The sequence below is a fragment of the Rhodopirellula sp. UBA1907 genome, from assembly GCF_002337565.1.
GTDB classification, from domain to species: domain Bacteria; phylum Planctomycetota; class Planctomycetia; order Pirellulales; family Pirellulaceae; genus Rhodopirellula; species Rhodopirellula europaea.
Window position 1 is genome coordinate 15,798 of record NZ_DDGH01000113.1, and the last position, 22,533, is coordinate 38,330.

16 protein-coding genes are annotated in these 22,533 nt (G+C 55.3%); 10 read left to right on the forward strand and 6 right to left on the reverse strand.

Going from position 1 to position 22,533, the window contains the following annotated elements; translation table 11 throughout:
* The first annotated feature begins 30 nt into the window (after nt 1-30).
* The 6 genes from ptsP to B2R17_RS28075 all read left to right on the forward strand — a co-directional run bounded on the left by ptsP (nt 31) and on the right by B2R17_RS28075 (nt 9,503).
* Complete coding sequence (gene ptsP / locus B2R17_RS28050) at nt 31-1,827, forward strand: phosphoenolpyruvate--protein phosphotransferase (RefSeq protein ID WP_286766611.1); 1,797 nt, start codon at nt 31-33, stop codon at nt 1,825-1,827.
* Nucleotides 1,824-2,894 (forward strand): glycosidase, encoded by a 1,071-nt coding sequence (locus tag B2R17_RS28055; RefSeq protein ID WP_286766612.1) that lies wholly within the window; start codon nt 1,824-1,826, stop codon nt 2,892-2,894. The genes ptsP and B2R17_RS28055 overlap by 4 nt, the downstream gene beginning before the upstream one ends.
* Nucleotides 2,895-2,897: 3 nt before the next feature.
* The gene (locus tag B2R17_RS28060) at nt 2,898-5,174 is read left to right on the forward strand and encodes a glycosyltransferase family 4 protein (RefSeq protein ID WP_286766613.1); all 2,277 of its coding nucleotides are present in this window, start codon (nt 2,898-2,900) and stop codon (nt 5,172-5,174) included.
* A gap of 6 nt (nt 5,175-5,180) precedes the next feature.
* Nucleotides 5,181-6,626 (forward strand): glycoside hydrolase family 130 protein, encoded by a 1,446-nt coding sequence (locus B2R17_RS28065; RefSeq protein ID WP_286766614.1) that lies wholly within the window; start codon nt 5,181-5,183, stop codon nt 6,624-6,626.
* 176 nt (nt 6,627-6,802) lie between these two features.
* On the forward strand, nt 6,803-8,383 hold the full coding sequence (locus B2R17_RS28070; RefSeq protein ID WP_286766615.1) for an alpha-amylase family glycosyl hydrolase: 1,581 nt from the start codon (nt 6,803-6,805) through the stop codon (nt 8,381-8,383).
* Between the two features lie 103 nt (nt 8,384-8,486).
* Nucleotides 8,487-9,503: a glycosyltransferase family 4 protein gene (locus tag B2R17_RS28075; protein ID WP_286766616.1), complete on the forward strand. Its 1,017-nt coding sequence runs from the start codon at nt 8,487-8,489 to the stop codon at nt 9,501-9,503.
* 123 nt (nt 9,504-9,626) lie between these two features.
* Here the strand turns inward: B2R17_RS28075 and B2R17_RS28080 are convergent, their stop codons facing one another.
* Both B2R17_RS28080 and B2R17_RS28085 read right to left on the reverse strand, forming a co-directional pair.
* Nucleotides 9,627-12,284 (reverse strand): M56 family metallopeptidase, encoded by a 2,658-nt coding sequence (locus B2R17_RS28080; RefSeq protein ID WP_286766617.1) that lies wholly within the window; start codon nt 12,282-12,284, stop codon nt 9,627-9,629.
* Nucleotides 12,285-12,304: 20 nt separating this feature from the next.
* A complete protein-coding gene (locus B2R17_RS28085) occupies nt 12,305-12,724 on the reverse strand; it encodes a BlaI/MecI/CopY family transcriptional regulator (protein WP_286766618.1) in 420 nt (139 codons plus the stop codon).
* A gap of 263 nt (nt 12,725-12,987) precedes the next feature.
* Here B2R17_RS28085 and B2R17_RS28090 point away from each other — a divergent pair, with 263 nt between their 5' ends.
* Nucleotides 12,988-13,869: a LysR family transcriptional regulator gene (locus B2R17_RS28090; RefSeq protein WP_286766619.1), complete on the forward strand. Its 882-nt coding sequence runs from the start codon at nt 12,988-12,990 to the stop codon at nt 13,867-13,869.
* A 9-nt stretch (nt 13,870-13,878) separates the two neighbouring features.
* Here B2R17_RS28090 and B2R17_RS28095 read toward each other — a convergent pair whose 3' ends face one another.
* The 3 genes from B2R17_RS28095 to B2R17_RS28105 form a co-directional block, all read right to left on the reverse strand.
* Nucleotides 13,879-15,723: a chloride channel protein gene (locus B2R17_RS28095; RefSeq protein WP_286766620.1), complete on the reverse strand. Its 1,845-nt coding sequence runs from the start codon at nt 15,721-15,723 to the stop codon at nt 13,879-13,881.
* A gap of 271 nt (nt 15,724-15,994) precedes the next feature.
* Complete coding sequence (locus B2R17_RS28100; protein WP_286766621.1) at nt 15,995-16,951, reverse strand: cytochrome c; 957 nt, start codon at nt 16,949-16,951, stop codon at nt 15,995-15,997.
* Nucleotides 16,952-17,002: 51 nt separating this feature from the next.
* Entirely contained in the window at nt 17,003-17,461 is a 459-nt protein-coding gene (locus tag B2R17_RS28105) for a bis(5'-nucleosyl)-tetraphosphatase (RefSeq protein WP_286766622.1), read from the reverse strand.
* A gap of 206 nt (nt 17,462-17,667) precedes the next feature.
* Here B2R17_RS28105 and B2R17_RS28110 point away from each other — a divergent pair, with 206 nt between their 5' ends.
* The 3 genes from B2R17_RS28110 (at nt 17,668) to glnD (ending at nt 21,354) form a co-directional block, all read left to right on the forward strand.
* Complete coding sequence (locus B2R17_RS28110; RefSeq protein ID WP_286766623.1) at nt 17,668-18,258, forward strand: cob(I)yrinic acid a,c-diamide adenosyltransferase; 591 nt, start codon at nt 17,668-17,670, stop codon at nt 18,256-18,258.
* A gap of 96 nt (nt 18,259-18,354) precedes the next feature.
* Complete coding sequence (locus B2R17_RS28115) at nt 18,355-18,693, forward strand: P-II family nitrogen regulator (RefSeq protein ID WP_008684605.1); 339 nt, start codon at nt 18,355-18,357, stop codon at nt 18,691-18,693.
* Between the two features lie 9 nt (nt 18,694-18,702).
* Entirely contained in the window at nt 18,703-21,354 is a 2,652-nt protein-coding gene (gene glnD, locus B2R17_RS28120; RefSeq protein WP_286766624.1) for a [protein-PII] uridylyltransferase, read from the forward strand.
* Nucleotides 21,355-21,565: 211 nt separating this feature from the next.
* Here the strand turns inward: glnD and B2R17_RS28125 are convergent, their stop codons facing one another.
* On the reverse strand, nt 21,566-22,519 hold the full coding sequence (locus tag B2R17_RS28125; RefSeq protein WP_286766628.1) for a sugar phosphate isomerase/epimerase family protein: 954 nt from the start codon (nt 22,517-22,519) through the stop codon (nt 21,566-21,568).
* Nucleotides 22,520-22,533 lie beyond the last annotated feature (14 nt).

The window sequence follows — 22,533 nt, forward strand, 5'->3', positions numbered from 1 at the left end:
GCCGCATCAGAATCTCATAGGAAAAATGGAATGGAACGCATGGAAGGGAACTCGCTATCGACCGGACTCGCCAAAGGAGTCGCTGTCGTATTGGGCTATGAACTGCAACGCACGATCACGCTGCCGACAGAGAACACGTCTGACTCCATTTCACGGTCCAAAGTTTCCGACGAATGCGACCGAATGGACGATGCACTTGAAAAGTCCAAACAAGATCTCGACGACCTCAAGTCGATCGCCACAGACAGAACCTCCATCTCGTCGGCAATTGACTTGGTCTCCGCCCATGCGTCGATGGCGGGTGAGATCGCGTCATTGGTTAAAGATCGAATCTCCCACGATCTCGTCGGCGTCGAAGGCGCATTGGACTCTGTGATCTGCCAAACCGTCGGACGATTGACCAAAATCGACAACGACTACCTTCGCGAACGCGAGACGGACGTGCGTGACATTGGTCAACGCATGAAACGGCATCTCATGGGAATGACAGCGACTCGTCTGGACGAACTTCCCAAAGATGCCATCATCGTCACTCAAGAGCTTGCACCATCCGATGCGATTGCGTTGGCAGACTCAGGGATCGTCGGCATCGTCACTCAGGTCGGCGGCAATCTCGGGCACACCGCGATCATCGCTCGATCGATGGGAATCCCTGCCGTCTCGGGGATCGCCAACGCGACTCAGCGAATTACAAGCGGGATGATGCTCTTGATCGATGGCGAGGCGGGCATCGTCATCGCCAATCCTGATGAACAGGAACTGTCTGAATTCGATTCGCGATTGGCTGAAGCGGACCGCGACTTGGATGCACTTCAATGCAATCATTCCGACCCGGCTTCCATTTCTACATGCCAAACGCTCGACGGCATGGAGATAACACTCTATGGCAATGTTGGACTGTCCTCCGATCTCGACCAAGTTCTTGCTCACGGGCTGGCAGGAGTCGGCCTGTTCCGCACCGAATTTCTCTACCTGCAATCTGAACACCGACCAGACACCGAATCCCAACGTCGTATCTATGCGCAGATGTCCGATCGTTTGGGCGACCGCCCATTGGTTATCCGCACGTTTGATCTTGGAGGCGACAAACTGCCTCCGTTTTTGTCGAAAGACGAGAACGTGGATGCATCCAGTCTGAGTCTGCGCGGACTACGATTTTCGCTGGCAGAAAAGGATTTGCTGCGTTCCCAACTGAATGCGATCGTCCAGGTCGCTCAACAGGCCGACGTCAGCATCTTGTTCCCGATGGTGATCGGGGGCCATGACTTTGCTCAAGCAATCGCGATGGTCGACGATGTTGTCGAAGCGTCCAATGCATTCAGGCGGCCTCAAATCGGTGCCATGATCGAAACGCCCGCAGCCTTGTTCTGCCTGGACGAGATCCTTGAACTGGCTGACTTCATTGCGATCGGCACCAACGACCTGACTCAGTACTTGCTGGCTGCTGATCGAGAGCTTTCGGCGGAAAGCGATCAGGTGACCGCGATGCCCCCTGCTGTCTTGCGAGCGATCCATCAAATCGCCTCCGCTGCAAAACGCTGGGACCGCCCCATTTGTGTTTGCGGCGAAGAAGCCGGCGATCCGGAATTCGCTGAGCTGCTGATCGGACTCGGAATCCAAGAACTCAGTGTCAGTGCCTCACGGTCCGAAAGTCTTCGAAAGGCCATTGCTCAAATCGATTCAACCAAAGCGTGCGATCTTGTTCAGCGGGCTCAAGACTGTCGCTCTTCAAATGAGGTTCGGAAACTGCTCAGATCAGCGAAACAATCCGAAACGTTTGAAGACTTAGACAGCCAGTCGATCGATGCGATCAAGGCGTGCTCATGATCGAGCGTCAAGCCGAAACCGTGATTCTGCGTCCCAGTGACATTCAACCATCGCAAGATGATCTTCGAGTCGTTGGCGTCTTCAATCCGGCAGTTGCGTCGTTTGGCGATCGGCTTGTGATGCTAGCCCGGGTCGCTGAATCACCAACTGAAGTCCGAAAAGGCTGGACACCTCTGCCTCGTTTCGCCCCATCCGGAACCACGCAAATCGATTGGGTTAAGAACGATGACCTAGAGGTCGTTGATGCCCGGGTCGTTGCGATGAAGAGCAACGGTGACTTGCGTTTGACGTCCGCTTCTCATTTGCAACTCTTTCAAACAACCAACCAAGACGGCGTGAACTGGCAATTTGTCACGACGATTATCCCAGAAAGTCCTTGGGAAGAATATGGCATCGAAGACGCGCGTTTGACACAAATTGGAAACACCTTTTGGATCACCTATGTCGCGGTCTCTCGATCGGGTGCCGCGACCGCACTGATGTCGTCGAACGACCTAGTGAACTTCCAACGGCACGGGATCATCTTCCCCAGCGAAAACAAGGATGTCGTGCTGTTTCCCGAATTGATTGGGGACGACTTCGTCGCATTGCACCGCCCGAATCCGCACTCCCACTTTCGCCCTCCGCAAATCTGGATGGCTCGTTCGCCTGACATGATTCACCGGGGCCGACACGAACTTGTTCTCGATGGTTTGCATGATTGGGAAGGTGACCGCGTCGGAAGCGGAACGCCACCAATTCTTTGCGACGAAGGTTGGCTGACGCTCTATCACGGTTGCACTCGCCCAAGCAAAGCCGGAACCGTGGGAAGCTATTCCGCGGGAGCACTCCTGCTAGACCGCGAGTATCCCGATCGAGTTTTGAGCCGTTCCGCACAACCGGTCCTGCAACCTATCCGGCACTACGAACGCAACGGCTTTGTTCCCAACGTTGTCTTCCCCACCGCAATGCTGGATCTGGGCGACAACCTTCAAATCTTCTACGGAGCAGCCGACGCCTGCGTGGCATCGGTTCAGCTCTCAAAGCAATCCGTTTTGGATTCGCTCGAACGCAATCCCCACGAATAAACCATGTCAATGATTTCCAATGATCTTCTAAAAATAGCCTTCGTTGGCGACTACCTGCCACGAAAGTGTGGCATCGCAACGTTCACACATGATCTGCGTCTCGGCGTTGCAAGAGAAACCTGCGCCGAATGCATTGTTGTCACACTCGACGACATCGAAGGCGGCTACGCCTATGATAACGAAGTCCAATTTCAAGTCGCCGATCAGGAACTGGATGAATACCAATCGGCCGCTGACTTTTTGAACTTCAGCAACGTGGATGTCATTTCGCTGCAGCATGAATTTGGCATCTTTGGTGGCCCCAGTGGCAGCCACATTCTCGCACTTCTGCAAGACGTCCGTATGCCGGTCGTCACTACCCTTCACACGGTTCTGTCGGAACCAAGCGAAGCCCAGCGTGCCGTGATGATGCAACTCATTCGTCTGTCCACTCGATTGGTCGTGATGACTGAACGAAGCCGACAAACATTGCTGGATACCTATTCGGTCGAAAGCGAACAGATCGACGTGATTGCTCACGGCATTCCGGACGCTCCTGAAACCGATCAAAGCGTTCTGAAGGAACAATTCGGTGTCGAAGACAAACCTGTCGCCTTGACTTTTGGCTTGTTGTCACCGGGAAAGGGGATCGAGCACGTACTCAAAGCCATCCCGGAAATCGTCGCCAAATTCCCGGACTTCATTTACATCATTCTGGGGGCCACTCATCCCAGTCTGCTCCGCGAACAGGGCGAACGCTATCGGATCAGCCTCGAGCGAATGGCGAAGGAACTGGGCGTTTCCAAACATGTCAGCTTCTACAACCGATTTGTCGAACTCGAAGAATTGACCGAATTCATTGGTGCTGCCGACCTGTACATCACGCCTTACCTGAATGTTGAACAAGCCGTCTCGGGAACGCTGGCATACGCTTTCGGATGCGGTCAAGCGGTCATTTCGACACCCTACTGGCATGCCGAAGAACTGCTCGCCGATGGACGAGGAGTGCTGGTCCCCTTTGCGGATCCATCCGCGATTGCTCGCGAAGTGATCGGACTACTCAGCGATGACGAACGACGCTTGGCAATGCGTGACAAAGCCTACGATCTGGGGCGAGACATGACGTGGGAACACGTTTCTCAGCTATACATCGACTCATTCAACCGGGCTCGTGAACAACGAACTTCGTCGTTGAAACCCTTAGCCGTCCGCACCTTGGACGAGCAACCTTTGGCACTGCCGCAAATGCAGCTCGACCACTTGCAGCACCTCAGCGACTCAACCGGGATCGTCCAACATGCCATCTATTCCATTCCGGATCATGCGCACGGCTATTGCACCGATGACAACGCTCGGGCCCTGATCCTAACCGTGTTGCTAGAAGAACAAGGCAAAGACTCGACCGAAGTGCGGTCGTTGGCTTCACGCTACGCTGCCTTTCTCAACAACGCCTTCAATCGAGAAACCAATCGCTTTCGCAACTTTCTCAGCTTCGATCGGCAATGGTTGGAAACTGACGGTTCAGACGATTCCCAGGGCCGCGCCTTGTGGGCACTAGGAACATGCATTGGTCGATCAAGCAACGCTGGATTGGTTGCCTGGGCGCGAGAAGTGTTTCACCAAGCACTTCCGGCCTGTGAAAAAACCACCTCGCCGCGAACCTGGGCACTCGCGATCATCGGTATTCACGAATACCTCCGCCGCTACAGTGGCGATCGTGTTGCTGCGGCGATGAGCCAGCAGCTCGCTGAACGATTGGCCGACATGTATGACTCCACCGCCACCGACGCGTGGCCGTGGTTTGAAAAGATCGCAACCTACAACAATGCCAAACTTTCTCAGGCAATGATCACGCACGGGCGTTGGTTCGATCATCCACGAGTCGCGGACATTGGTATGAAGTCTTTGCGATGGCTCTGCGAAGTTCAGCTTTCACCACAAGGACGTTTTCGTCCGATCGGTTCGAACGGCTTCAGTCCCGAGGGCGGCGTCGCGGCCGTGTTTGACCAGCAAGCGATCGAAGCTCACGCCATGGTGTCCGCATCCATCGAAGCCTTCGCTGCCACCAAAGACAAGATCTGGTCCGATCAAGCGCACTTGGCATTCGATTGGTTCCTGGGACGCAATGATCTCGGCCAACCGATTTACGACCCTTCCACCGGCGGCTGCTTCGACGGATTGATGGAAAACCAAGTCAATGCGAATCAGGGTGCCGAATCAACACTCGCGTTTCTTCTTTCACTCGCCGAGATGCGAGGCCTTCATACCACCATGCGTGTCGTCGCCAACCCAACTCACTGAACTATCTTGCCAATCAAACGAACCGGAATCGTTCTCTCGCCCAATAGTCAACGCGTCGTACTGCGACCGTTCCAGCCACCGGGTGACGATCGCGTGCTGCGCATCATCGGACGTGTCTGCACGCTATCCGAATTGGAGGTCAGCCAACAAGTCGCTCACGTGTTGGAAGAGTTCCACGGTCGGCATCAAAAGCCCAAAGCTTACTTCGAACGAAGATTTCGTGACCTCAAGCATCATCTGCTGACCGACACGCCAATGACCGAGAACCGGCGTTTGCTTTTGGGTGCGTACTTCACTCAAGAATACGCGTTGGAATCGGCTGCCCTGTTCAACCCCTCACTCGTTTGGCACCCCGACCAATCCGATTTGCCCTCCGGTTCGCGTCGCTTTGCGATGAGCCTGCGAGCGGTTGGCGAAGGCCACATTTCATCCATCGTCTTTCGAAGCGGCACCATCGATCGCGATCTTTCCATTGAGATCGACGAACCGGTGCGATTCGTCACTACACCCCGATACGTTCCTGACTCTTGCTACGAAAACGACCTCTTTCGACGCAAGCTGATCGAACTGGGACTCGGTAACACCTTCACCTACGAGGTACTAGCGGCCCTGCCGACCGAATTCACACTCGAGGAATTGGAAACGCGATTGCAAGCATCGCTGCGCGAACACCGTTCGATTCACAACGAACTGGCACCGCTGGTGGACCGCGTGGTGATGCTCGCAAAGTCAAACTACGAAATCCAATACACACCGGATCATGAATTATCCGAAAGGGTCGTTTTTCCATTCAGTCCAACGGAAAGCAATGGAATTGAAGACGCACGGTTCGTGCACTTCACGGAAGACGATGGCAGCGCTCGATACTACGCCACATACAGTGCTTACGATGGGCAATTGGTACTGCCTCAGCTATTGGAAACGAAGGATTTTCTTCGCTTCAAGATGCATACCCTCAACGGACCTGCCGTCGCCAACAAAGGCATGGCATTGTTCCCGCGAAAAATCAATGGTCACTACGCGATGTTGGGCCGGCAGGATGGGGAACATCTGTTCTTGATGTACTCCGACATGCTGTATTTCTGGCACACCAGCGAATTGATCATCAAACCGGCGGAACCTTGGGAATACGTCCAAATGGGCAATTGCGGATCACCCATTGAGACGGACGCCGGCTGGCTGGTCCTGACACACGGCGTCGGACCGATGCGAAAGTATTGCATCGGAGCGATGTTGCTGGACCTGAACGACCCCTCAAAAGTCATCGCACGACTGCATGAACCCTTGGTCACTCCCAACGAACTCGAACGTGAAGGTTACGTGCCCAATGTGGTCTACACGTGTGGTGCGATCATTCATCAAGACCACCTGGTCATTCCCTACGCGATGTCGGACTACGCGACGACCTTCGCCACCATCGAACTCAATGAACTGCTCGCAATGATGAACTGACAAACTGGTTCTCGCTCGTGGCTACGCAGGCAGCTTGAATTCAGCCATCCCTGCAAACCGTCTGGCAGCCAACAAGTTCCCGGATCTCACAACCAAGGCATTGCTTCACTATCACGACACAATCAACGACGACCGCCCCGTCACAACCAAGCACACATCGATGGTGGGAATCCGGTGTGATCTACCAAAGCTATCCGCGTTCTTTCCAAGACAGCAACGCAGACGGAGTCGGCGATCTCGCGGGAATCGAGCGTCGATTGGACTATCTAGTGGGCCTTGGAGTCGATGCGGTATGGCTTTCACCAATCTTTCCCTCACCCATGATCGACTTCGGGTACGACGTTTCGGACTATTGCGACATCGATCCGCTGTTTGGCGATCTGAAGACTTTCGATCGCTTGCTTGCGGCCATGCATTCACGTGGACTCAAACTTCTGATGGACTTTGTTCCGAATCATTCATCGGATCAACATCCATGGTTTATCGAGAGTCGTTCCTCTCGCGAAAATCCCAAACGGGACTGGTACATCTGGCGAGATGCTTCGGACGATGGGGGCCCACCTAACAATTGGATCAGCGATTTCGGTGGCTCGTCATGGGAATGGGACGCCGCAACCAAGCAATACTACTTGCACGCCTTCCTTCCTCAGCAACCCGATCTCAATTGGCGTCATCCCGGGCTTCGTGAAGCGATGCTGGACGTGTTGCGGTTTTGGTTGGACCGAGGTGTCGACGGATTTCGTATCGACGTTCTTTGGCACATCATTAAGGACGTCGCCCTTCGAGACAATCCAATCAATCCAGATTGGACTCCGGACCGCACTCAGCGAGATCAGCTGATTCAATTGAACTCAACCGACCAACCTGAAGCCCACCAAATCGCGGCGGAGTTTCGCTCGCTCGCGGACAGCTATGGTGATCGCGTTCTGATCGGCGAAATCAGTTTGCCCGACGATCGACTCTCCCGTTGGTTTGGTACGGAGAAGCAACCAGAAGTGCACTTGCCGGTCAACTTTCATCTCATCGAAAGCAATTGGAACGCTCAATCCCTCGGTCAAGTGATCGGTGACTACGAGGCCTCTCTTCCGATACATGGATGGCCGAACTGGGGCTTCGGCAGTCACGACGCACCGCGCATCGCCGCCCGCGTGGGTGACGCACAATCCCGAGTCGCCGCCATGATGCTGCTGACCCTTCGCGGCACACCGACGCTCTATCAAGGCGACGAGATTGGCATTGGCGAGGTCCCCATTCCTCGCGATCGAATTCGCGATCCTCAGCATTTGCTGCAACCAGAACTGAATATCGGTCGAGATCGATCCCGCACGCCGATGCCGTGGGACGATTCCCCATCAGCCGGTTTCAGTTCCGCCGCACCGTGGCTACCGCTCAACCCCGATTCGCGACGGCGAAACATTGCAACCCAGGAACGGGAACCGAATTCATTGTTGAATTTGTACAAAGCACTGCTCTCGCTGCGGCGACGCCAAGCTGCTTTGTCAATCGGCAACTTCACACTCCTCAAAACCGGTGATGATGTGCTCGCTTTCGAAAGAAGGCATGGCGACGAACACCTGTTGATCGCGTTGAATCTCGGCGATCAAGCCCGGTCGTTGCCGGTGCCTTCAACAGCAGGCCTAGTCACGGTGCTCTGTTCCACCGCGACGCCTCGTGCCATCGACGGTACTCTCGCACCCAACGAAGGCCTTATTTTGCAATTGGTAGACAGCGAAGATCAGTCCTCGCGAATTTCATGACCGCAAGGTCGAGCAGCACCGAATCTGTTCCGTGAACGCATGGGGCTTCCGGTTGCTTGCATCTCATAAACTTCTTCGCCCCGAATCCGAAAGCAAACCTCCGATGCGAATTGCCATGCTGGCTCCCATTGCTTGGAGAACACCACCGCGAGCATATGGTCCATGGGAACTGGTCACCAGCATGCTGACCGAAGCACTCGTGAAACGTGGCGTCGATGTGACACTTTTCGCCACGCTCGATAGCGAGACATCAGGCAAACTCGATGGGGTTGTTCCGGCCCCGTACAGCGAAGATCCGTCGATCGACGCGAAGGTTTGGGAGTTTCGACATCTTGCCCACCTGTTCGAACAAGCCGGCCAGTTTGATTTGATCCACAATCAAGCAGACTTTCCCGCTCACGCCTTTTCCCGACTGATCGACACGCCGATCGTTACCACCATTCATGGATTCTCATCGGATCGCATTCTACCGATGTATCAAGAATACCAAGATCTGGTTCACTACATTGCGATCAGTGATGCCGATCGCCACCCGAGCCTTCGATACGAAGCAACGATTCATCACGGAATTCCGATCGATGACTTCCCGTTCCAACCCAAACGCGGCGAAGACCTTCTTTTCTTTGGAAGGATTCATCCTGACAAGGGAGCGGCAGAAGCAATCGAAGCGGCACGTCTCAGCAAGCGACCGCTCCACATGTACGGGATCGTGCAAGACGAACACTACCACGACATGCATGTCGCACCCGCGGACGACGGCGTCAACGTGATCTATCACGGTGTCGCCGGGGGTACGAAACGACTGAATACATTGGGCGACGCTCGTGCTTTGTTGCACCTGATCAACTTCGATGAACCGTTTGGGCTTTCCGTCATCGAAGCCATGGCTTGCGGCACGCCCGTCATCGCGACCAATCGGGGATCGATGCCAGAATTGATCGAACACGGCGTGACGGGTTTCTTGGTCAACACTGCCCAAGAAGCGGTACAGGCGATCGAACGCATCGATGACATTGATCGTTTCGCCGTTCGCCAATCCGTCATCGATCGTTTCTCAATCGACCGAATGGCCGACAACTACCTAACCGTCTATCAACGCATCCTGGGTACCAAACCCTGATCGAGCCGGTATGTGAGAAAGTCGATGCAAGCATCAACGCCGAGGCAATTAAACGCAAACTGCCTGGTCTCTCTCGTTTGATCCTCTTTCGAACTCAACGATGAAACCGATATTCAAACTGCGTTATTTGACAGTGACGATCGCTGATTCCGAATCATCGAAGTCCCTGGACAATTTGACTGCGATCCTTCCTTGCATCCCGTCTTCCGTGGTCGCGGTGATTTCAATGTCGAACATGACCGGCCGGACTGGAATGTTGGCTTGTCCTTGGTCATCTGTTTGGATGGTCGGCATTGAATAGAGTTCGCCCCAGCCACGACGAGTGACCTGCAGTTCGGCTGCCTTTGGTGTCCCATCTTCCGTTTGCACATTGACCTTCAATGGTGCGACTGGCCGGACCTCAAACTTGAGTTCTATGTCTTGATCGCCAGCAGCAACTCCCTTCACCCATTCAGAGCGTGCCAGCGTCGGCGCGAACTCTCTGGTTCCGGCAGAAATCCGTTCGTACTGCGTTAGAAAACCATACCGTCGTCCACCGACAAAGATCTCAACGGATCGCTGAGGAACATTCAGCTTGGCAACACCGTTCTCGTCGGTCGCCTGCATGCCTGGACTGATTGGAATCCGGTCAACGTTGGACACCCAACCGACCCCTACGCCTGAAACACCAGCACCTCCATCCGCATTGAGTACACGAACCGTGACAGTGCGAGTTGAAGGAGTGTTGGACGACCTTTCAGTCGTCGGAGCGTTCGCTTCTGCAAGATCGTTGGGCGGTCTTGCGATGGAGGTTTCAAACGTCGGTTCGAAGTACGGATAGACAAGCCCCGCTCTCGGCGAGTCCCGCTCAATCATTCTGTCGACCTCAAGGTTGGGCGTAGTGGCAACACGAATCACCGATCCCGGCACGCCGATTGGAACCAGGCTAATTATCCTCTGCGGTGGCAAACCACCGACCGAGAACCTGCCTCGCTCGTCAGTTCGAAGAACGCACCGAATCTCACTACTCAAAAGGGATAGTTCAAATTTTGCCTGGTCGTAAGGATTGACGATTTCGACGTGTGCAAACTTCATCTGCTCGATCGGTTTCCCTTCTGAATCTCGAATCGTTCCATGGATCTGGTATTCGCGAGTCATTGGCATCGTTACGTGTTGAATCCGCGCACTCACCCCCGTGAACTTTCTCGACTCAACGGCTTGACCAGGTGCAAAAACGCAAATCTCCCAGGTGAGCGGATTCCCGGACTCGAACCATGGCGTTGGCTGATCATCAAACGCAAATTGCCCAAGTTCATCAGTCCAACCCACCGCGAAAACGTCCTGCACCCGACCATCAACTCCGCGGCGCATGTGAGAAAGGTTGCTAGGCAAACGAAGGACGACAAAAGCACCCGCTATCGGTTCACTCTGTTCGTCGATCACATTTCCCCGGAGGGTCATGCGAGTCCCACGCAGCTCTGCCTGTCTCGCTTCGATACTTGCAATGAAGTCGGTATCAACAAAACGCCAATTGGGCGTTTCATGAATTCGGCGAATCTTGTCTTCAAGCATTCGCGAGGTAGCGTCCTTCTTCGGCGGTGCATTCGCTGGGGTCTCGTCGTCATCCTGGTCCGCCTCGGATGTGGCTTGTGTTTGGTCGTTGGAGTTCAACTCTTGGGTGGATGCAGAGTCGGTGAGTCCGCAGATCATCAGAACCATTGCGGCAAGCATTGCTAGTGCGGAGCGAACACGACTCGCCTTGGCGGGAATTGCAATCTCGTCAATGCGCGAACGCAGGTTGGACCGCTTCGCAGCCATGTGAGCGATCCCATGAAGGCGTGATGGGCGTTGGGCAAGCTGAATCAGCAATTCTCCATACGAGCGACGCATGTTCTCGCCAACGGCAGCAATGGTGGATGCATCCACCGCGAGTTCGATTTGGTGACGAAGATTGCGACGAATGACATACGCCAACGGATTGAACCAATGAATGACGGTCAGCAGCCGACCTAGCAACGAACAAAGTCCATCCCAACGTCGAATGTGTTCGATCTCATGGACCATGACGGAGCGCAATTCATCAACATTGAGTTCACGGATCAAACTCGACGGCAGCAAAATTCGCGGGCGAAACAGACCGCAGACAGCGGGGCCGATGTTGTCGTCCACGACAACGCACTGAATCTTCCGGCGTAGTCGCAAGGCCCGGCGCCGCGATTCACAGATGTCAACGAGCTTTGGATCGGTCGCTGCACAACCATTGGCCATGATCCGCGATATCAAAACGTGAGAACGCATCCAGAGAACCATTGCGACGACGCATCCGACGATCCAGACACCGATGAGTACAGTCGTGAGAGACCACTCCAATTCGGGGATTTCGCTGTCCATTGCTGAAGTGGTCGACGGAACCGAAGACGTATCCGCGGTGAGTGCATTCGATGCATCGATCGTCATTGCGGTGGAGACATCCGGCAGAGGTTGTTCCAGTGCAAAGCTTGAAACGGGTTGCTCGGTTGCGGCGACATCCATTTTCGAAGTCGCGTTTGCATGATTCACTGCAACGGGTGCAACGTTCGGATACTCGAACAAATTGAACAAACTGAAAGTGCTGACTGGAACAAGCAGCATCAGCAACCGGCACGCGGGCACGAGCCACAGTACGGACCGCCATTTGGGCGTGATCCATCGACGCAAGCCTGTCGTGACCGCGAGCACGATCACGGTGAGCACACACGCTTGCCAGGTCGCTCGCCACAACAGCTCAGCCAAAAAATCGGACTCAGCGGTAAGTGACACCATGGTCGTCTCCTGAAATGAGTTCACTTGGACTTTTTGACTGGACGAGACCGCTTGGAAACCTTCTTACCTACCCGTGCTGCCAATCGCTCACGCAGATCCTTCGCGTCTTCTTCTGACAGCGATTCATGTTCGACGAAATGCATCAGCAAAGACTGCATGTTGCCGTCGAAGAAGCGAGCGGCGAACGATTGAGCGGCCGACCTGACGCATGACTCTCGAGAGACGGCCGCACTGTAAAGATGCCGCGAACCTTCGACTCGCACGGAGACCGCGCCTTTCTCGACGAGTCTCGCAAGAAGCGTCCGCAACGTTCGGTGGCTGCGATGCCCGGCAACAACACGCGAAAGAACGTCGCCGGCGGTTTGGTCGTCCGCTTGCCAGATGCTCTCCATCAGCTCCCACTCCGCATCCGTGATATGAATCTCGCTCGGTTCAGACACGTCCGACTCCTGTGTGACTAATCGTGTAGTAACGACGGGCCCATTGTTACCACGCAAGTAGTAACGACGCAAGCAAAATCTTTCGTCGAATTTTGAGGCAATAGGAGGTGACACTCGTTTCGATGGCGGAATCGACTTGTCGGACTCTGCTAGCCGGATGGCAGCGGTTGGCTTTAGACTGACCCTGCTTTTGATGCCGCGGCACCTCTCAATCGGAGGCAGACTGTGTTGCCGCCCGTTCCGTTTTTGCTTGTGATGATTCGATGGACATTGACCAACTGAAGTACTTTCAAAGCGTTGCGGAAACAAAAAGCTTCACCGAATCAGCCACGCGAATGAATCTCTCGCAGCCTGCCTTAAGTCGCTCAATCCAGCGACTCGAAGAGGAATTTGGGCAACCATTCTTTGAACGAAAACCTCGCTCGGTCGAACTGACCGACGCGGGGTTGCTGTTTCAGCGCAGTGCCACGCAGATCCTTCGAATCCTGGAAGACACGCGGGCCGAAATCACGGACGACGGGGAAACCGGCAAGATCCGAATCGGGGCGATCCCGACGATCGCTCCCTACTTTTTGCCCAACCTGCTGAAGCAATTCTCGAACGCCTTTCCTCGATCGCAACTGATCGTTCACGAAAACACCACCGACGAACTACTCAAGCGAATCAAACAGGGCGAAATCGATCTCGCGATCCTTGCCGAGCCGATCTCAGAGAAGTACGTCGAAGTCAAACCGCTGATGGAAGAAGAACTGTGCTTGCTTCTTCCGCCCGATCATCCGCTCTGCGACAAAGAACGGATTGGCATGAAAGACGTGGAAGAAGAACCATTCGTGATGCTGGACGAAGCCCATTGTTTGTCCGAGAACATTCATTCGTTTTGCCGGCAGCGTTCGTTCTTGCCCGTCGCAGTTGAACGAGCCAACCAATTGGCCACGGTTCAAGAGTTGGTTTCGCTATCGCACGGAATCTCGATGATCCCCGACATGGCCCGACGCTTGGATCGCAGCAAACGACGAGTCTACAAGTCGTTCGTCAGCCCTCGCCCCACCCGACGCATCGTGTGCGTGACCAACCCATATCGTTTCCAAAGTCGTCTGTTCGCGGAATTTCGCGATCGACTTTGCGAATACTCCAAGAACTTCTGACGCGTAATCCTACGCTTCTTCCGCGGTTTGCTTGTGTTCGACCAAGCGGCGGTTGTAGGCCGCGATCGTTTCCTTGCGACGCAGCATCCCAAGCAACTTGCCCGGCTCGTTGATATCAATCACCGGCAACTCTTCCAGGTTCAGTGAAGTGAACCGCTTCAGCGCCGTGTTCAGGTCGTCGTCCGGTGTGACGCTGACCAAGTCGGTTGTCATGACGTCGTTGGCAACGGCCAGTCGCCAAATGGAATCGTTGTACAAGTAGGTCCGCACGTCGTCATCGCTAAAGATGCCGACAATTCGCTTCTGCTTGTCCACCACGGGAAAATAATGCTGCTGGTTGTCAGCCAAACAATGAACGATCTCGTCCAATGTTGTGGCTTCCGGGATCAGCAAGACCTTTCGATCCGGGTCAAACACATCGCCCACCTTCAATCCTTCGAGAACGTCGACGATGAAATCACCACGATGAGCCTTCGAATCCATTCGCGTGGGAACTTGCCAGTGATACAAACGCCACCGGCTGCACATGACAAAGCTCAACGTCGTCACCAACATTGTCGGCACCAGCAACCCAAAGTCACCCGTCAAAGCACGGACCATGATGATCGTTGAAATCGGGGCTCGCGCGACGCCGGCAAAAAAGCCCGCCGTCCCCACGACCGCGTACGCTTCTGGCTGAGTCACAACGCTCGGGAACATTGCTTGAAAACCAAGACCAATCGCGGCGCCCAAGCATCCTCCGATCACCATCGACGGACCAAACACACCACCGGACCCACCCGAACCAATCGTCAACGCGGTGGTCACGATCTTTGCAAACACAATGATCAACAACATCGGTATACCGAGCTCCGCCGCATTCGTCAGTGCCATCTGCAGCGTTCCGTATCCGGTTCCCAAGACACCCAGCGCGTGCATGTTGTTACCGACCATGCGGAACAATCCGATGCCAACTAAACCGGCCAGCCCAGCTCCGATGGCCGGCTTGATGTGCGGCCACAGTGGCAAATCCAAGAACCGCCGTCGCGTGCCAGAAAACAATTTGACGTAGATCACGCCAACGATCGTCACCGCGATCGCCAAGACCGCGTAAGGCAACAACTCCAATGGCGAAGTCAGCGTGTGATGCAGATCGTCACCAAACAACGGCAGATACCGATACTCGATCGGCAACGCTTGAGTGAACAAGCTGTAGGCAACAATCGACGCGGTCGCCGACGGCACGATCACATCGGCTTCCATGTCCGAATCGCTGTACAGAATTTCCGCGGCGAAAACAGCACCGGCCAACGGGGCACGAAAGATCGCACCGACGCCGGCCCCCATTCCCGCGGCCATCAGAATCCGTCGGTCACGCGGTGACAGCTTCAACCGGTCGGCTAACACCGATCCCAACCCAGCGCCAATTTGCGAAATCGGTCCCTCACGACCGCCTGAACCACCGGTGCCTAGCGTGATTGCCGACGCGATGGTTTTGACCAACGGGATCCGAGCCCGCATTTTCCCGCGACGATTGTGGAACGCATCGATGACCGCATCCGCCCCCGAACCTTCCGCTTCCGGAGCGAACCAGTACACGATCGTTCCGGATACCAGTCCCCCCAGGGTCATCACCAGCACCAACATCCACGGCGAGAACACCGAGTCGGGCGGCATCATCACGGCTTCTTCGCCGGCAGCTTCCATTGGGGCGTACCCGGTGAACTGAGCCATGGCGAAACGCACAACGACTCGGCCCAAGCGATCAAAGACGATCGCACCGATGCCGACCAATACACCCACCATGGACGCCAGCACGATCCACTTTCCAGACGATTGCCCGAAGACTTCTAGAAACTCGCGGATCTTTTTCACAAGGCAGTCGGGGTGGTTGTCTCACGGGGGAAAGGACACAAAGTGCGAGCTAGGTGCGTTCCCATCAAAGACAATTCAAGGCTCACCCCAAGCGGCGTTCATTAAACGGCCCCAAGCCAAAATTTTCCAGTGACGCTTTGTGAAACTTATGAAATGAGTCCTCGCCGACATCGCTCGCGGTCACCGTGCAACGTCCCCAGCAGCAAACACATTCGCCAAAGATCAGAACTCCGACACTCGCCCGACATCCAACAACGGCCAATGCCTGCGACTATCGATACTGCTCGTGGCAAGCCGCACAGCTTTGCGACACATCACCGACCGACGCACGCACCCCGTCCCAATCTTGACGTTCGATTGCACTGACCACGCCGCTGCTGCTTTTCGTCATCGCTCGGCTCAGTTCGGCGTAGTCCGGGTCGTCGTAGTCATCCATTCCTTCTTGCACCAACACTTCGCCCAACATGGCCAGCAACTCCGCTTCGCGTTTGACCGCGTCCAGGTTGTCTTGCGTGGTGGTGGCGTCCCGAGTGTGGTCGCCCAAGGTATCGAGTAACTGTTCCGCGTATTCCATCAACGGCGAACGGTCCGCGATCATGTGCCACTCGTTCAGTTTCTCTGATTTCTGCGTTGCCGTGATGCCGGCTCCGCTGACCAAATCTTGCAAATCCGCTTTGCGAAGTTTCGCTTCGTTGTAGACCTGAGTCGATCCCGCCGCGCTGTTGCGAGCGGTTCGGGCCATCACGTCGCGGGCCGTGTGAGCATCCGACTTCCAACGCACATCCTCTTTGTGATCCGAAACGACAGCAAACAACGTCGCCAGCACGGTCAAATTCAATCGAGCGTCTTGATAGCCGCCGCCGTTGAACGCCCCCGGAGTCGTGATGACCGAATCGTATCGCAGCTTGATTCGCTTGATCTCGTCTTCCAACGAAAGAGGCGAAACGATGTTGCCCCACTTCGCCCCGCCACCCGAACTCTCTTCGGCGGCGGCTTCCGCTTGTGCCATCACCTTTTCAGCACCCGCGTCTCGAAGATTGGCTAGCGACGGTCGCTCGCCTCGAAACGCGGCAGCCGGATCGGCAAAGAAAACTCGAGAAACTTCGTCGGCGTCAAACTTTGGCGGACGAGCCCGCTGTTCCTGAGCGACGGCATCGGATCCCAAACATGCCAAGATTCCAAAAGCAACCAGGATGGTTGGCAAACGATGAAAGCAGCGCGATCGCATGGGGTCTCGACGAATAGAGAATTTCGATGAACGGTATCTTTGTCGCTGGTATCAGCCAGACTGTTTCGCGGCCAAGTGATCGGCGACCGCGGCCAGCAACGGGTCGATCGTTTGTGACTGAATCTGATGCGGAGGTGACCAGGGCCACCATCGCGACATCTCGTGCTCGGTCAATTCAATTTTAACGACTTGCGGCAAGAACGCCAAAAAATACCGGACGTGCTTTTGAAACGTTTTGCCTGGTTGCTTGCGATAGGTGACCGGGTAGTGCAGATCAAACTGAAAATCCGGATCAAATTCGCACTCTTCGGCGTCGATCCCGGTCTCTTCAGCCAATTCACGTTTGGCCGCCGTCAGAAAATCCTCGCCTTCATCGCAATGTCCCTTTGGCAGGTCCCATCGGTCGGGATGCCGCATCAACAGAAAACGCGGCGACGGTTCACGAGTCAACAACAACACACCAGCCGCACACACCATTGGCGGTGCCGGTTCTTTCTTCCCACTTGCCATCTTGCTCCAATGCAAAACCGGTTCGGGTCGCGGAAGCAGCTCCACGGCATCCAAACCTCGCCTTATCCATTCGTTCAATCAGTCCGATCGCCAAACCAGTCCGAAAAGCGTTCAACCCCGAACAACGTTCAACGGCTCCGGTCAACGACCAACGATCATCCTGACCTTCATCCCATCACTGCCACGCAACCATCACGCAACGAATCATGAAAATCTACACTCGCACGGGCGACTCCGGGACCACAGGTTTGTTTGGTGGACCACGTGTGGCGAAGGACGACACTCGCATCGAAGCGTACGGAACGGTGGATGAGCTGAACGCGACGCTTGGCCAAGTTCGCTCGGCTCTGAAAGAACCCGCGGGCCAAACATCGCAAGCAAACTACGGATTGAGCGAACTGGACGCCCGAATCGCCCAAGTTCAACACGAACTCTTTTCGATCGGCGCCGAACTCGCATCGCCGCATCCGGACCAATTCGATCTACGCGTCATCGGCCAACCTCACATTCAACGGATCGAAGATTGGATCGACGACGCTGAGCAGCAGTTGCCGCCACTAAAGCAATTCATTCTTCCGGGAGGCTCGGTTTTGGCGTCCCATGTGCACCTTTCGCGAGCGGTTTGCCGACGTGCGGAACGGCGGGTCATTTCGCTGGCCGACGCCGTTCAAACGGAAACTCCGATCAGCGACTCCGTGATTATCTACCTGAATCGATTGAGTGACTGGTTGTTCGTTGTGTCCCGATTGGTGAACCAAATTCTGAATGTTCCGGATCAAATCTGGGAAAAACCCTGAGATTGCTCGTCTTCTCCTTGCCCGTCTGGTTCAATGACGTGGCGAGTGTACAATGATCTGAAATTCTCTGTTCGCATGTTTGTCGGAGCCGCTCCTGTGAAAAAAGTCGAAGCCATTGTTCGTCACTTCAAACTCGAAGACGTCAAGAATGCGTTGACCGAGCAGGGGATTCACGGAATGACCGTCAGCGAAGTTCGCGGGTTCGGTCGCCAAAAAGGCCACACCGAAATCTACCGCGGTACCGAATACGCCATCGATTTCGTCCCCAAGGTCAAAATCGAAGTCGTTTGCACCAGTGACAACCTGCAAACGGTGATCGACACGATTCTGCAAACTGCCCAAACCGGACAAATTGGCGACGGTAAGATCTTCGTCACCAACCTCGAAGATTCGGTTCGCATCCGCACCGGTGAGCGTGGCGAAGAAGCGCTATAAGCTTCCCTGATGGCGTCCTCTGGTTCACTTCCTTCGTTGGCACGGCAATGTCGTGACCGACTGAATGATGGACGCGGTCGTATCGAGTCTCGATTTCGAGCCGGTTTGCCCAGTGTTCAGACGGCAACCGCGCTGACAGATCTCTATGACGATGTCATCGAGAAAATTTGGCAGGATTCGCTCGAGCGTGCCTCCTCGAGTGTCAAAGCTTCGCAACTTTCTCAACTGAGCTTGGTTGCCCACGGCGGCTATGGCCGTCGTGATCTTTCGCCATACAGCGACGCCGATTTGATGTTGCTGACCACTCGGCGAAGTGCAGCCGCTGCGGCTCAAGTCGCCAGCACATTTGTTCGCGACATCACCGATGCCGGCATTGATTGCGGCTTCTCCGTTCGGACACCCCGCGAATGTTGCACGCTGGCGTGGGCTGACGCCAAAATTTACACGTCGCTGACTGAGTCGCGTTTGTGCTTCGGCAACGAACAAACCTATGACCGCTACTTCGATCGCTTTCGCGCCGGTGCCCGTCGCCGTCGAAATTATCTGAATCATCAATCGCTGATGGCTCGCCGAGAAGAACGGCAAAAGTGGGGCGAGACCAACTACCTGTTGCGTCCCAACGTCAAACGCTCTCGCGGTGGCCTGCGAGACATCCAACTGGTTCGTTGGCTCGGGTTTGCAACCCACGGTTCAACTAGTTTGGAACAACTGAACAAATTAAACGCCTTGTCGGACGAAGACTACGGAACGTTGCGACGAGCCCACGCGTTCATGCTGCGACTTCGTCATGAACTGCACTTCCGCACCAAACGAGCCCAAGACGTTTTGGATCGGCCAACCCAATTAGACATCGCCGAAGACTGGGGATACCAAGGTCGCTCGGGTGTGCTGCCGGTCGAAGATTTCATGCAGGACTACTTCGAACACACTCGCGGTGTTCGCTACGTCGCCGCCTACTTCCACGACGACACCCGCATCCGTTCGCGTGCCGCCGGCGCAGTGGAATCGGTCATGTCGCGACGGATCGACGAAGACATTCGCATGGGACCGACTCACATCTGGGTCAAATCCCATACACTCGAACGGTTCGCACAAAGCCTGCCGGACGTTCTTCGATTGATTCAATTGGCGAACCATCATTCGCGCCGGATCGCTCACCCGACTTGGCAAGCGATTCGCAAATCGATGCAGGACCGTGAAGCGACTCCGCCGGATCAACCCGCCGTCGATGCGTTCATGGAATTGTTGAAAGATCCCGGACGACTCGCTTCGCTGCTTCGTCGATTGCACGAACTTCGCATCCTCGACCAACTGATCCCCGCGATGGGGCGTTGTCGCGGTTTGCTGCAATTCAACGCGTATCACAAATACACCGTCGACGCTCACTGCATCCGAGCGGTCGAAGCGGCAACGGATTTCATCGACGCTGAAAATTCCATGGGCCGTCGTTACCGGCGTCTCAAAGACAAAGCCCTGCTGCACCTCGCGTTGCTGATTCACGATCTTGGCAAAGGCTACGAGGAAGATCACAGCGAAGTGGGCCGCCGAATCGCGGGCGACGTCGCCGATCTCTTCCACCTCAGTGCGGATGACAAAGACACGCTGCAGTGGCTAATTCACAAGCACTTGCTTGTAAACGAAGTCGCATTTCGTCATGACTTGAACGACCCCGAGGTGGTCCACAAATTTGCCGCAGAAGTCGGCTCGATTTCCCGGTTGGAATTGCTGCTCATCCACACGGTCGCTGACCTGCAAGCCGTCGGCCCTGATGTGCTGAACGATTGGAAGATGGGGCTCATCGAAGACTTGTATCTTCGCGCCCGTCGCTACTTCGAAACTGGAAACCTGCCCGGCGAAAACGAAGCCGACTTGGATTCCAAGATCGAACAAGTCAAAGAATCGCTCGCCGAGAAAACGCTCGATCCGTCTTTGATCGAATTTGCCAAAGACATGCCTTTGTCATTGCTGCGTCAACACTCGACTGACGACTTGATTCACGAGATGCATCAAGTCGGCGAATGGTTGACCGACAACCCAGGATGCTACTGCGCCGGTGCGGTCGACCCGGCCGCCTCCGCCGTCCGATACACGATCGTGCTTCGTCAGGGCGAACGTCGGGTCGGCGTGTTCGCTCGCATCACCGCGGCGTTCAGCGCATGTGGCCTTTCGATTATGCGAGCCAACGTCGAAACGGTCGGCGAAGACCTGCTGTGGGATCAATTCTGGGTCAACGATCCGGAACTGAAACAACGCCAACCCGAATCGCGGATCGAAGAGGTTTGTCGCGTTGTGACCAAAGCTCTCGACGATCCCGATTCAGTCATGCCGACCCCACGAAGAGTCTGGCAGACACAGGGTTCAAAGGAACCGTCCAGCGTGCTGTTGCTGCCGACAAAGGTGCTCTTTGACAACGACACCTTTGACCATCAAACCATTCTTTCGATGTTCACCTACGACCGCCCCAGCCTGCTGTCAGACATCTCCGGGACGTTGTCGCAGCTCGACGTCGTGATTCAATTCGCAAAGATCGACACGCACCTCGATCAGATTGCCGACGTGTTCTACGTCACCAACTTGGACGGTAGTCCCATCACGGATTCAGACCGACAAGAAACCATCCGAAACGCCCTGGTCGACGCCGTCCGCAAACCAGTCCCCTAAACCTGTCAATCCGTAGCACGGTGGTCCCACACCGTGGATTTGCGCTCGGCTCGCTGGGGGCCCCAGCAAGCTACAGATTCCTCCTCGCATAGCGAGGAGGGATCACAGTCATCCAACCTTTAGCTCGTCGTCCAACTGTAGCTCGGTGGTCCCCCACCGAGACCCAACTTGCAACGCGATGCTCGCCCACCGAGACCCAACCAACTTCCCCTCAAACCCCAAGCGCCCCGCGCAGCTCATCCAAGTGCCCCGGAAGAGCCTCCAACACATCAGCGTCTTCGTATTCCAACACCACGTAGCCCTGATAACCCGAGTCACGAAGAATTTTCGCGATGCGTCCGTAGTCCGCCGGAGTCTTCTTGCCCGAAGGCGACTTCGTCACCGGTTTGACTTGCACGTTGACCGCATAAGGAGCACACGCTTCCAAGTCGCCATACGGATCGTCTGACTCAAAATTGCCGGTATCGAGATTGATGCCCACCCATGGCGAATCGACCCGATCCATAATCTCCAGCATCTGCGTCGCCGTCAGACGCCCGTGGTTCTCCACGCCCAGAAAGACACCCTTCTTCGCCGCGTGTTCCGCACATCGATTCACCGCCGCAACGGCTTCATCCATCCGTGTGGGTGACTTGGCAAGCTGAGCTGCTGTACCGGCGAAGAAACGAATGTGCGGTGCACCCAGAGTCGCCGCCAAATCGATCCAACGGATCGCATCGCGAACCTCTTGCTCATAGCGTTCACCCAAACCGACCGTGAAGTTATTACCGATCGCGGTTCCGCTGATAACAACACCACGCGTGAAGGCTTGCCGACGAAGTTCGAGCAATGACGCTTCCGTGGGAAAACCATCCGGCCCCGGCGTCATGAAGTAACCGGTCAACTCGGCCGCTTCGACGCCCATCGAAACGCAGTAGTCCAAGAAATCAGTTTGAGTCAAACCGCCGGACACGTCTCGGTCGGTGAACGAAACGTCGTCCGGAATCGGCCGAAACGTTTGTTCCTTGCCCTTCATATAGCGAAAGTAAGGGCGGAGAGAATAACCCGCGATGCCAATTCTAAATCGCGGCGGACCAGAACGCTCAATCGGCCCGCGAGCCTGCGCGATGGACGATGCAGAATGTCCGGCGAGGGTCGCCAGCGTCGCCGCGGCGGTGGTTTTCAAAAACGCACGCCGCT